The organism is Mangrovimonas sp. TPBH4 (assembly GCF_001280505.1).
Classification (GTDB): Bacteria; Bacteroidota; Bacteroidia; order Flavobacteriales; family Flavobacteriaceae; genus Mangrovimonas_A.
Map to the genome: position 1 here is coordinate 254,655 of NZ_LBIO01000049.1, position 13,089 is coordinate 267,743.

A 13,089-nucleotide genomic window follows, 5' to 3' on the forward strand; every position below is an offset into this window, starting at 1 on the left:
AAACAAATGAAGCATCTAAATTTCAAAAATATGGCGACAGCTTTGGTTTTGGCAACAACACTAAGCCTTTTGGCCATTTATGCAATTGACCTTCAACAACATTCTCCCGTTGAAAAAGAAGAATACCGCGTAGTTACTCAAAAAAGTGAACAAGGGGGATGGACCTATAACATCTACCACTCGCAACAACTGCTTATCAAACAGGAATACGTTCCTGCCATAGATGGAAAGTTTCAGTTTTCTACCCAAAAGGATGCCGAAAAAGCAGGCTCAAAAGTAATGGAACGGCTGAGCAAAGGCCATAATCCTTCGCTGAGCCCAAAGGACTTTAACGAGAACAATATCCAATTAGTGAAGGTCCCGTAAATATTCATTTTAATACAAATCAGAAGTACGTTGAAAAATGAAAATCAATTGCATCATCATAGAAAACAACACCAAGTATTTAAACATCCTTAAGCGGCTTTGCTACGAAAATGAGGATTTAAACTGGATAGGGAGTTTTGCAGATCCTTTAGAAGCTATCGATACCATAAATACACTAAAAACGGTACTGATATTTTGCAACATAGGGCTTCTGGAAGCAGAACCAATAAAGTTTACACAACACTTAAAGGGCCATCCAATGTTTGTGTTCCGTACCAAGGCCAATGCGTCCCTAACCCGCATTAAAGGATTAAAAACCATAGAGTCAATACAAGGTTCCATCACAGCACAAACCATAAAAAGCATTACAAAAAGAGCCTTAAAAATTTTGGACTTCAGTGCCTTAATGGAAACCAACATATTCCCCACCGATGGCACTTCTATAACATCTCCCAAGGCTATTATGGTGAAATATGGCCATGAGGCCTACCAGGTAAGCATCGACGATATTACGTATATACAAGGCATGCAGGGCGCTTTACGAATTCACCTAACAAATACCCCGCCCGTCAGGACCCTAATGAAAATTACCGCACTTGAAGAAAAACTGGACGCAGCAAAATTTGTCAGGATACACCCAAGTTTTTTGGTAAACATTACAAGAATAACGGCCATACAGAAAAAGAAGGTCAAACTGAATGATATCTACCTTCCTGTTAGCGACAGTTTTAAACCCACTTTACTGGACAGAATAGGTCAATTTGAGTAACATCCAGCAAAACATTTTAGTCCTTAAATACCATGGAAACGTCTAGTAAAACTTCGCATATATCTATTTGGCTTTCAAAACATTATAATTCTATTGAATTTTACACTCAAGAAAGCATCTCATAAAATGAAAGTATATTTTTCAATACTAATCGCACTCCTTACAACTATTGGTCAGGCACAGGAACATGCTCAAGAGATCGTTAAAAAATGGAGCCTCGAAGAATGCATCGCTTATGCTACCACCCATAATATAACGGTGAAGGATGCACTATACAGTCAAGACAAGGCACAATTGAACTACGACCAGTCCAAATACAACAAACTTCCCAATGTAACAGGCAGTGCATCCCAAACCCTATCCAACGGAAATAGCATTGACCCCATTACTAGCGATTATGTCACGCAGCAAATCCACTCCTCAAGTTTTGGAATCAACTCCTCCCTGACAGTCTACGAAGGCAGCAAACTCAATAAACAGCAAAAGCAACAACAATTGATTTTTAAGCAAAATACCCTGTATGTGGAAGAGACCCAAAACAATATCACACTTCAGGTTACGGAGGCTTATTTACAGGCACTGTACATGCAGGAAGGCATTACCATAGCCGAAAACAACTTGGAAGCTTCACAGCAAGAAGCCACATTGGCCAAGGCCAAACTTGATGCGGGGAGCATTCCTATGCAAGATTACACCGATGCCACTTCCCAAGCTGCCACAAAAAAATACGATTTGATTACGGCGAAAAACAACTATGCCCAGCAAATTACAACCCTAAAACAGCTTTTGGAACTGGACCCGGAAACTGAATTTGCCATAGAGACACCAGACCATATCAACGAGATGGTAGAAACACAATTGGACAAAATAGGAGTATACAAAAAGGCTTTGAGCATCCTTCCTGAAATAAAAGCCACGGAATTGAGCAAAGCCATAAGCGAAAAGGATATTGAGATTGCCAAAAGTGACAACCTCCCATCCCTCTATTTAAATGGAAGTTTGGGGTCTGGATTTACCAGCACCCAGGAATTGAATTTCGTTGACCAAATCAATGTCAACTTTAACCAAAGAATCGGGCTGTCACTTAACATCCCTATATTCAATAAAAACCAAACCAAAGCCGAAATTAAACTGGCTAAAATCAATGCCGAGCAATCCGACTTGGAATTGCAAAATGCCAAAAAGGATTTGTACAAAAAAGTAGATACTGCTTGGCAAAACTCCATAGCCTCACAGGAACAATTGTTAGCCGCTAGCGCTGCAAAGGATGCCGCGGAGGAATCCTATAAACTGGCCAAAAAGAAGTTTGAATTGAACGCACTAAACACCTCAGACCTCGTAGTTAGTCAAAACAATTATACCAATGCCCAGCTCGATTATATCAAAGCCAAGTATTTGAACATTTTGTATTACCAACTCCTGCAATTTTACCAGGGAAATACCATTGAAATTTAAAACGATGAACAACAAAACTTTAAAAATAATCGCAATCACTATAGGAATTATAGGAGCCTCCGCTCTAGGCTATAGTTTTTTAAGCAGCAGTAAAACCTCTAAGGTAGAAGTTAAAGCGGTGGCTATTTCCAAAGGAGATGTCATTACCACAGTCACTGCCACCGGAACGGTTGCGCCTATTACCCAAGTAGAAGTAGGAACACAAGTTTCGGGGGTTGTAGAGAAGATTTATGTAGATTATAACAGTGAAGTAACCGAAGGACAACTCATCGCCGAATTGGACAAAACCAACCTGAAAGCTGCCGTGGTGCAGAGCAGAGCACTTTACGACAATGCCCTTAATGAAAAGAACTATTTACAGACCATCTTTGACCGTCAAAAGCTACTTTACGACAGCAAGGTGATAAGTAAATCCGATTACGACGAAGCCCTCTATAAACTCAATACGGCAAACAGTACAGTAACACAGCGTCAATCTGAATTGAACCGTGCCCAAACCGATCTTGGTTTCGCCAACATCTATTCGCCTATTGATGGCGTGGTTTTGTCCCGCGATGTAGACGAAGGACAAACCGTAGCGGCCAGTTATAGTACCCCAACCCTATTTACCATTGCCAAAAACCTTGAAGAAATGCAGGTAGAGGCCAATGTAGATGAAGCCGATATAGGACAAGTCAAAGAAGGCCAAAGCGTGACCTTCACCGTCGATGCCTATCAAGATGACACCTTTAAGGGCGTCGTGACACAGGTACGTTTAAACCCGACCACCACTTCAAATGTGGTCACCTATACCGTGGTCATCAGGGCCAATAACCCTTATTTTAAATTGAAACCAGGTCTAACGGCTTCGGTTTCCATTTACACCTTGGAACTTAAAGATGTGCTTACCGCCGAAGCAAAAGCTATCAACTTCAAGCCGAATATGGAAATTCTTCACCGCTTCCAGGAAGAAAACAACATTGAGAAGGCAGCGCCTCAGGGACCACCACCAGCTGACACCGAAGGCACCATGGTTTGGGTCTATAAACCCAATGGAGATATAGTACCTACCGCAATAACCTTGGGAGCCAGTGACGGGATACATGTTCAAATCTTGGAAGGCCTTGAGCCTGGAGACAATTTGGTATACAGTTTAAAAGCCACAGGGTTAACAGAAGACGCGGCTCCAATGCCAGAAGAAAACAGCAGCCCATTTATGCCGAAACCTCCGGGAAAGAAAAAATAAATACCCAATGACATGGAAACATTTGTAGAAACCAAGGTTAAAACCGATACCCGTAACATGCAGAAAAGAATCATTGAAATAGAAGACTTGAAAAGAAGTTTTGTGATGGGTAACGAGGTAGTTCATGCCTTAAAAGGCATCTCTTTCGATATTAAGGAAGGGGAATTTGTGACCATTATGGGTTCCAGTGGATCTGGCAAAAGTACCATGTTAAATATATTGGGCTGTTTGGACAAACCATCTGCGGGCGATTACGCGCTAGATGGTATGCTCACAAACGAAATGAGCAAAAACCAATTGGCCAAAATCAGGAATCACAAGATTGGATTTATATTTCAATCATATAATTTATTGGCTCGAACCACTGCTTTAGAAAATGTGGAATTACCCCTCATGTACAACAGCTCGGTTTCCAGTACCGAACGAAAAGAAAGCGCCATTTCGGCCTTAAAAAAAGTGGGGCTGCAGGAGCGCATGTACCATACGCCAGCCCAATTGTCGGGAGGGCAACAACAGCGGGTGGCCATTGCAAGAGCGTTGGTCAACAACCCTGTGGTGATATTGGCAGACGAAGCTACCGGTAATTTAGACACAAGAACGTCCTATGAAATCATGGCCCTTTTTCAAGACCTGAACCGTCAAGGAAAAACCATCGTTTTTGTAACCCACGAACCAGATATTGCAGAGTTCAGTCAACGCACAATCGTCTTAAAAGACGGAAAAATTATAAAGGACGCCTTAAACAGTAATGTGAAGGACGCCAGAGAAATGTTATCGCTTTTGCCAAAAGAAGACCATGAAACAGTGTAAAGCAGTTAGAGGCAGGAGTATGAAAACAATTCGTAAACAAAAAAAATTGTAAGGTGAAGCTATTTAATTTATTAAAAATTGCATGGAAAGCAATCATCCTAAATAAGGTTAGAACCTTTTTAACCATGCTAGGAATTGTTATTGGCGTAGCCTCTGTAATTGCCATGTTGGCAATTGGGGAAGGTTCCAGCCAAAGCATTAAAAGTCAAATTGCAAAAATGGGCTCAAACATGATTACCATCAGACCAGGCTCAGAAATGCGCGGAGGGGTACGAATGGATCCAGGACAAATGCAAACCCTGACTTTAAAAGACTTTCAGAATCTAAAGGACAACAGCACACTCCTCACCTATCTAACCCCCATGGTAGAAGGTAGCGGACAGTCCATAAACGGTACCAATAACTGGCCTACTTCTATCTATGGCGTTTTACCAGAATACCTAGCCGTGAAATCTTGGGAAGTAAAAACAGGAAGCATCTTTACAGAAGCCGAAGTTAAGGCTGCTGCCAAAGTGGTGGTATTGGGACAAACCGTTGTAGACAATTTATTTAGCGAAGGTGTAGACCCCATTGGAAAAGTCATTAGGTTCAACAACATCCCCATGAAAGTAATCGGCGTATTGACTCAAAAAGGGGAAAACACGTTTGGGCAAGATCAGGATAACGTCATCATAGCGCCCTATACCACGGTACAAAAACGTATATTAGCCATAGATTACTTACATTCCATTAGCGCGTCTGCCCTAAGTGAAGAACAGGCTCAAGATGCTGTAGAGGAAATTACAAGCATTTTGAGAAGTTCCCACCAAATTGGCCCTAATGATGACGATGATTTTAACGTATTTTCTATGGAAGAATTGGTTTCCATGTTCAGTTCAACAAACGACATACTTACCATCCTGTTGGTAGCCATAGCAGGCATATCCCTTTTGGTGGGCGGCATCGGCATTATGAATATTATGTACGTATCGGTAAAAGAACGCACCCGTGAAATTGGCTTACGAATGGCCGTAGGCGGACAAGGAAGGGATATCCTCACCCAATTTTTAATTGAGGCCGTTATGATCAGCATTTCAGGAGGCCTTTTGGGAGTGCTTTTAGGCTTGGCCGCTTCGTTTTTTATTGAAAATATTTTAAGTTGGCCAACGGTGATCACCTCTTATTCCGTAGTAATTTCATTTGTGGTATGTGCGGTTACCGGAATATTCTTTGGATGGTACCCCGCAAAAAAGGCAGCCGCTTTAGATCCTATAACAGCTTTGAGATATGAATGATTTCTTTAAAAAATATAAAAACCGAAAAGCTGTAAGCATTATCTCGCATGTATTGGTATGGGGGTTCATCTTCAGCACCCCGTACCTGCTATCGAACTCTTCGGGCCAGAATCAATTTGACAGGGCCATCATGGTTAGGACTTGGCTGCAATTGTCGGTCTTTGCTTCCATCTTCTACCTAAATTATATTTGGCTGATCGATAGGTTACTTTTTAAAAAGAAGGTTTGGCTATTCAGTATGATCAACCTGATTTGCATCATAGCCCTTATTTCCCTTCAATTTCAACTGAACCATTTTGTTTTTGATGGCATGCGGGAGATGCCTCCAATGAAAATGGAGAACATGAAAAATCCTCCTCCAAAAGATTTGTTCTTCTACCTCCAATTCATCACCTATTTGCTGCCTTTGGCATTCGCAATAGCCATAAAGACGACTGAGCGTTGGATGAAAATAGAATTTGAAAAAACCGAAGCCGACAATGTAAAACTCCATTCCGAACTTCAACATTTGCAATACCAGTTGCAGCCCCATTTTTTCTTCAACAGCCTAAACAATATTTATGCCTTGGTAGATACCGCTCCCGAAACGGCAAAAACCAGCCTCCATGGATTGGCAAAACTAATGAGATACCTGCTATATGATACGAAAACCGAATCTGTAAGCCTCTCGCATGAAATCGACTTTATTAAACGTTATATTGAATTGGGGAAAATTAGGATTCCAGAAACTACCAAGGTTAGCTATACCTTTCCTGAGGTTCCCCAAAATATCAAAATAGCTCCCTTATTATTCATTTCTTTAATAGAAAACGCCTTTAAACATGGGGTTTCCGCCAATAAGGAAGGAGACATATCTTTTAACATGGATATTAACAATAATAAGGTTTTGTTTGTCTCAAAAAACCCTAACTTTCCTAAAGAAAAAAGTGACAAAAGTGGTTCTGGTATTGGCTTGGAAAACCTCAAAAAACGACTGGAACTACTCTATCCAGGAAAGCATAGCTTAACCACAGAAATAAAAGACAATACATACACCACAGTTTTGGAGATTGATTTAAACCACTAGGAAATGAGCAGCAACAAACTTACTTGTATTACCGTTGATGACGAACCAATGGCCTTGGGATTGGTAGAAGACTACATTAAAAAAACACCCTTTTTGGAATTACAAGGCAAGTTTGGAAATGCCATCGATGCTCTGGAATTTTTAAACCAAACGACAGTCGACCTTATCTTTCTGGACATCCAAATGCCCGACCTGTCCGGAATGGAACTTTCCAAATTGCTCCCAAAAGAAACAGGGATTATTTTCACCACTGCTTTCGACCAGTATGCTTTGGAAGGTTTTAAAGTAAATGCCATTGACTATCTCCTAAAACCCTTTGATTATGTCGAATTTTTAACGGCAGCCAATAAGGCTAGACTAAGGTTGCAACCTTCAAAAAACCACGACTCCCCCAATAGTCTAATTGAGACTTTACCTCCTCAAAAGGAATTTATTTTTGTAAAATCTGAATACCGGCAGTTGCGTATTGAGCTTAAAAATGTCTTGTATTTTGAAGGCCTAAAGGACTATGTAAAAATCTGGTTGAAAGACACTCCTAAACCCATCCTCACCCTGATGAGTTTAAAATCTTTAGAAGAGGAGTTACCACAAGAAGAATTTATGAGAGTACATAGATCATTTATTGTAGCGCTCAACAATATTGAAACAATCGAACGCAGTCAAATTATTATCAACAACCAACGCATTACCGTTTCGGAGCAATACAAAACAAAATTTCACGAGTTTATCAGTAAGAACTCGCTATAGATCTTCCCGTTAAACTGCATCACTCATACTGATAATTCTGATAAGAAATTAAGCGATGTTTTTTGGTCCCCAATGAGAACACAACATGTCTGGTGCTGCTTTTGTAGGGTTTGGACAACTAGGTGTCGAAAAACGCAAGCAAGTAGCACAACTGGTGTCATCTTTTAAGGCCAGTTTCATATCAAAAGAATCGCAAGTATAATCTTGGTTTACCTTAACGTGGTGCACTGCACATAAATGACTTGCTTCCATATTGGAGCAATGGTCACAGTTATGAGATAATCGAATTGCCATAATCTTAAGAATTAAGTTATATACAAAGATACAATTCAATAGTCCTACAAACAATGCAACATATTGATTTTTAACTATTTAAAATTAAACTCATTTCAAATAACCATTTGTTAGTCAATGGAGTCTCCACCTTAAGTTAATAGCATACCTAATTTATAACAGGATTCCTATGAAATTTGGTTCAACTTATCATCAACCCTCATAACACAGCCCTTTCAAAAAAATGAAAAACGGTTGGTAACAAAGGGGAATTCATCAATTTAAGTTTTGCTTTGCCAGTTATCACTTCGAGTTCCTGACCTAACAGAAAATCCTATAACTTTTGCTATCTTAACATCTAAACACACAAATCCAAAAAGATTTCCCTATCACAAAATCACTAAACAACTCATTGAAAAAAATTTAAAACCAACCAAATGATAGGAATTTTAGTTACAATTGCCGTTTCGTGGATGCTTTTATATCTCATTGAGAAGCAGAGTATACTAGCCTTAGGAATTCTGCCCTTGGCAAAACGGCTGAAACAATTCTCAATGGGGTTTTTAGTCACTGGAATACTTTGTGTTCTTGTACAATATTTTGAGGCTTATTTAAAAGCATCGACTTGGGTTTTAAATGACACCATTACTACCAGAATTGTTTTCAACTCATTTTGGTGGGATTTTAAATCGGTATTGACAGAAGAACTGATGTTTAGAGGTGCCCTACTCTATATTCTCATTCACAAAATAGGTTCAGTAAAAAGTATTTTTGCTTCCGCCATAGCCTTTGGCATTTATCATTGGTTCTCATACGGTGTGTTAGGAAATGTCTTGGCAATGATTTTAGTGTTTATCGGAACTGGATTAATGGGCTACGCATGGGCTTGGGCCTTTGCCAAAACCAAATCTATAATGCTACCCTTTGGACTTCATTTGGGATGGAATTTAGTTTACAACACCTTATTTTCAAAAGGGCCTTTGGGAGACTTAGTCCTGATTTCTCAAGGAGGCAAGGAATTATCCGATTGGTTTTCACTATTGAATTTTACAACTGGTTTGATTATAGTGCCGCTTTTAGTGCTCATATATGTAACGTATTTTGTAAAAAAGGAATCGGATATCTCAGCAACGATATAAAAACTATTGCTTATAAAGGCATATCTCATTGTTCATGCTTTAGCTGAAAATTCTCGTACTTTTACTTTCTTGATTTATTAACTCGAAAATCCTATTGGATTTTGCTTTCGCAAGTTCCAACTTCGGGCCCATTGCGCGACAGAAAATCCTCTCAGTTTTATTACCTTTACTCCTGCAGCAACTAAAGCAAGTGAATTTTGAAGTGTCACAACCAAAAAAGCCCCTAATCCCAACCATGGAAAACCTTAATAGATATTCACAAAGTGCCTTTAAATATGGTATTATTAGACTGTTGCTATTAATCAACGTATTCCTTTATTCATCTCTATTTCAAAAAATTCAATATTCACTTGAAAGTAATTTTAAAATTTTTGACGAAATTATTGGTGTCTTATCACTAACAACAATTATTATTGGCATTATAGGGTTTATGAAATCAATGAAAGGACTTAAAGAACCTAATACTCCAAAAAAAATCATAGGGTTAATCATCAATTCTGGCATCACTATTCTTTTCATAGTAATGATTATTACAGTCATAGCCAAACTAACAATGTATTTTGATAGCATACAATAACCAGCCTATTCCAAAATGCAAAAGACATTACTGTAAATTTTACTCATTGGAAAACCATGGCATCTTCCAAAGTTACTTTCCTTTCCCTATCTTTAAAACTATCAATTCCACAAAACACTGAAACTAAAATGAACGGCCCTGACAAAAACCTAAAATTTCCCCTTGAAAATTATGATAGACTTTGCTTTTTGAAGAACATTGTCAGAAATCCGAATATCATTGTAGGCGATTACACCTATTATGACGACTTTGAAAATGTTGACAATTTTGAGAGGAACGTCAAATACCTTTTTGATTTTAAAGGCGATAAATTAATAATTGGCAAGTTCTGCATGATTGCTTCTGGGGTATCCTTTATCATGAATGGCGCCAACCATCTCACTAATTCAATTTCATCGTATCCCTTTGCCATTTTCGGAAATGGTTGGGAAAAAGCCATGGAAGGAAAAACATATCCCTATAAAGGCGATGTAATCATTGGAAACGATGTTTGGATTGGGCATAACGCCACAATTATGGCGGGTGTTACCATTGGGGACGGCGCTATTATAGGAGCAAATTCCACAGTAGTTAAAGACGTGGCACCTTACGCTATTGTAGGTGGCAATCCTGCCAAAGAAATAAGAAAACGATTTGACGAAAACACCATAAAGAAGCTTTTGGAATTGCAGTGGTGGCATTGGGACATAGAAAAAATTACTCAGAACATTCAAAAATTGACCTCCAATAACATAGATGAATTATAGATAGGCAACCTTCAAAAGACTTGCAGGCAGTCTATGGGCAAAGTCCTTATTATTTTCAGAAAATCAAATACTTACAAAAAAATCATTGGCTTAATAATCAATTCTGGCATCCTATTCTTTCATAGCAATAATTATTACAGTCATAGCCCCAGACTAACATTGTATTTTCATAGCATCGATTAACCAACCTATTCCAAAATGCAATAGGAATTGCTTTAGATTTCCTTATCGGAAAATCACGAGCAACTTCTAAAGTAAGTTTTCTTACTATATTTACCTCCCAATATACCCAACTCTTAACATGAAAACTGCTGAAAAAATTTTTCTTGTAATTATTCTAATTTTAACTTTCTGTACTTTATTCTTAGGGCATCCATGGACAACATTTCTTTTTATTTTCATAATAATACTTAGTATTTGCTATTCCATAGGCGGGGTTTATTTTTTTAAAAGAAAAAAATCAGATAATAAGAAACTGAATATTTTAGCGGGAGTTATCTTAGGTACTTCATTAGGCACTTTAAGTTATAGTTTATGGATACCAATTTCTATTTCCAGAAAAGTAATTGTTTCTATAAATATTTTATTTGCACTCTCATTATTAGGATTTTGGCTCTATAAAAAAGTAGCATTTAAGGAAAATTTAAAATTTATCCTTTATAGGTCTTTGGCTATAGCCTTGTTAACTTCTTTTTTCACTTTTTCCCACGTTAGTGACAATACTTATAGAATTGTTTTGCAAAGAATGACTGAACCTGAATCTAGTCTTTCTAAAAACCTCCTAATGTTCGAAAAAGTAAATGAATATGAAAATTTCTTAGAAAGTAAAGACTACAAAAATGCCATTCTCTCTGCTAAACAAGGGATAATTTATGGAAAAGAATGGAGAGATTATGATAGGGAATATTATCAGGATTTTTCAGGTTTATATGAATTTTTAGCAGAGGCCTATATCGGTCTTGGAGATTCCCTTTACGATACCAAGGACTATTCTAGTGCTTTAAGAAACTACCAATTAGCTGACAGTGTTTTAACACATAACGAGCATATCCCACAATACCCTAAGGCAACTGAAAGTGACATTTATTGGAACAGATACAATTTATTACTGACCTATAATAAGTTATCTTATCTTGACAGTTATGATACGGAACTTAATTATTTATTAGACAACTATTTTGAAGTAAAGGATTCTGTTGATATAGATTATTACCACCTCCTTGAAAATGCCGCAACCAATCATTATTATAGAAACTGGTATGAAAGTTCTATAGACATCAATAAATCTTGCTTAATCATTTTACAGCAAGATAGCCTAAATAATATTAGGGAATTTAAAAACACCTATATACGCTTGTTAAACAACTATCTATCCACAGATAGCCTAGAACAAACAAAAATAATCCTTAGTAAACTTAAAAATATCTCTTCTAAAGATGATTGCGAATACCTGTTTTATCAAACAGGAATCTTATTTAGAGAAAACATTAAAGAATCCCTTAATTCAGGAATTGAGACTTGTGAGTGTTTCAATAAAAAAGATAATGTTGACAATATTTTCCAATCCAATCTTTTATTGGCATCAATAGAATTAGAGAACTCAAATTATTCAAATTTTGAGAAGCAAATTCAATTATGTAGAGACTTAATTTCAAAGACTACAGCAAAGGCCGCTAATGAAGTTAAATTGGAAGAACTTTTAGGACATTATAATAAACTTAAAGGTCAATATAACAATTCAAAAAAACACTATACTAAAGCCCTCGATTATTATAGAAGTGACGAAAGTGACAAACAACTACTTTTTGAATTGAACATTGCTCAAATAAATGACGAATTAGATATTCCTTACAACAAGGAAAAGATAAATACCGATGTACTAAAGTTCCTCAAAGAATATGAACCAACATACCCCAATATAACACGGATACACAATGAACTTGGCAACATCAATATTAATTATAATGTACCCTTATCAGATTCCTTGTTCAAATACACTATTGAATGTCATCAAAAATTTGACATCAAAAACTCTCCAAAATTAGGTATTGCCTACAATGGACTAGGTTTAAATCAACTAAACGAGAGTAACTATAAAAAAGCTGATTCTCTTTTCCTCCTAGCCAAAAGGCAACTGGATAAATTCTATGGTGAAAAACAAAACTTTAACCAAATTATCACTTTGCTAAATTTAGCGGAATCTAAATTACTTCAAAATGATATCTCTAATTGTAAACAATATTTACAAGAAGCAATTTTGACCAAAAAAAAATGTTTTAATGATGATATTATTGTTTATGATGTAGACATATTAAGGCTTGAAGGCAATTTAATTGAGAATGAAATTAATGGTGACGCTTCTCCAATTGAAAAATATGAACAAGCCATGCTTGTGGCGCTGAACTTTTTTGATGAAAACCACAGTATTATAAACTATCTTAAACAGAAAATAAATGAATAATTTGTGTAATTAGGAGTGGTTGAAATTGAATCGGGCCCTAAAAACACCATTTTGGACTTTACCAAGGCTCTCATCCTACAAGCCGAACACTAACCTAACAACTTAAAAAACAATTATTTACATTTCAAATCACAATGTTTTTCTTTAGATTTTTCATATTTTTATAGGAACTAAAGTACAA

The 13,089-nt window shown here is 37.3% G+C and carries 13 protein-coding genes; 12 read left to right on the forward strand and 1 reads right to left on the reverse strand.

The window, feature by feature from the left end:
• Window positions 1-6 precede the first annotated feature (6 nt).
• The 8 genes from ZA05_RS10155 to ZA05_RS10190 all read left to right on the forward strand — a co-directional run bounded on the left by ZA05_RS10155 (window position 7) and on the right by ZA05_RS10190 (window position 7,712).
• Window positions 7-366, forward strand: a complete 360-nt coding sequence (locus ZA05_RS10155; RefSeq protein WP_053991579.1) for a DUF4907 domain-containing protein — start codon at window positions 7-9, stop codon at window positions 364-366.
• A gap of 37 nt (window positions 367-403) precedes the next feature.
• Window positions 404-1,135, forward strand: coding sequence for a LytTR family DNA-binding domain-containing protein (locus tag ZA05_RS10160; RefSeq protein ID WP_053991580.1), 732 nt, complete (start codon window positions 404-406; stop codon window positions 1,133-1,135).
• Between the two features lie 126 nt (window positions 1,136-1,261).
• The gene (locus ZA05_RS10165) at window positions 1,262-2,590 is read left to right on the forward strand and encodes a TolC family protein (RefSeq protein ID WP_053991581.1); all 1,329 of its coding nucleotides are present in this window, start codon (window positions 1,262-1,264) and stop codon (window positions 2,588-2,590) included.
• A gap of 4 nt (window positions 2,591-2,594) precedes the next feature.
• Window positions 2,595-3,815: an efflux RND transporter periplasmic adaptor subunit gene (locus ZA05_RS10170; RefSeq protein WP_053991582.1), complete on the forward strand. Its 1,221-nt coding sequence runs from the start codon at window positions 2,595-2,597 to the stop codon at window positions 3,813-3,815.
• A 57-nt stretch (window positions 3,816-3,872) separates the two neighbouring features.
• Entirely contained in the window at window positions 3,873-4,625 is a 753-nt protein-coding gene (locus ZA05_RS10175; protein WP_053991583.1) for an ABC transporter ATP-binding protein, read from the forward strand.
• Between the two features lie 53 nt (window positions 4,626-4,678).
• Window positions 4,679-5,899: an ABC transporter permease gene (locus ZA05_RS10180; protein ID WP_053991584.1), complete on the forward strand. Its 1,221-nt coding sequence runs from the start codon at window positions 4,679-4,681 to the stop codon at window positions 5,897-5,899.
• Window positions 5,892-6,965, forward strand: coding sequence for a sensor histidine kinase (locus ZA05_RS10185; protein WP_053991585.1), 1,074 nt, complete (start codon window positions 5,892-5,894; stop codon window positions 6,963-6,965). Before ZA05_RS10180 ends, ZA05_RS10185 begins: the two co-directional genes overlap by 8 nt.
• A gap of 3 nt (window positions 6,966-6,968) precedes the next feature.
• Window positions 6,969-7,712 carry a LytTR family DNA-binding domain-containing protein gene (locus ZA05_RS10190; protein ID WP_053991586.1) on the forward strand — a complete coding sequence of 248 codons (744 nt, stop codon included), beginning with the start codon at window positions 6,969-6,971 and terminating at the stop codon, window positions 7,710-7,712.
• Window positions 7,713-7,760: 48 nt separating this feature from the next.
• Here ZA05_RS10190 and ZA05_RS18045 read toward each other — a convergent pair whose 3' ends face one another.
• Window positions 7,761-8,006 carry a hypothetical protein gene (locus tag ZA05_RS18045; RefSeq protein ID WP_082333740.1) on the reverse strand — a complete coding sequence of 82 codons (246 nt, stop codon included), beginning with the start codon at window positions 8,004-8,006 and terminating at the stop codon, window positions 7,761-7,763.
• Between the two features lie 416 nt (window positions 8,007-8,422).
• On the opposite strand from ZA05_RS18045, the gene ZA05_RS10195 reads away from it, so the two are divergent.
• From ZA05_RS10195 to ZA05_RS10210, 4 genes are all read left to right on the forward strand, one after another.
• On the forward strand, window positions 8,423-9,124 hold the full coding sequence (locus ZA05_RS10195; protein WP_053991587.1) for a CPBP family intramembrane glutamic endopeptidase: 702 nt from the start codon (window positions 8,423-8,425) through the stop codon (window positions 9,122-9,124).
• A gap of 235 nt (window positions 9,125-9,359) precedes the next feature.
• Complete coding sequence (locus ZA05_RS10200; protein WP_157514650.1) at window positions 9,360-9,701, forward strand: hypothetical protein; 342 nt, start codon at window positions 9,360-9,362, stop codon at window positions 9,699-9,701.
• A 128-nt stretch (window positions 9,702-9,829) separates the two neighbouring features.
• Entirely contained in the window at window positions 9,830-10,447 is a 618-nt protein-coding gene (locus ZA05_RS10205; RefSeq protein ID WP_053991662.1) for a CatB-related O-acetyltransferase, read from the forward strand.
• Window positions 10,448-10,748: 301 nt separating this feature from the next.
• Complete coding sequence (locus tag ZA05_RS10210) at window positions 10,749-12,908, forward strand: hypothetical protein (RefSeq protein ID WP_053991589.1); 2,160 nt, start codon at window positions 10,749-10,751, stop codon at window positions 12,906-12,908.
• Window positions 12,909-13,089 lie beyond the last annotated feature (181 nt).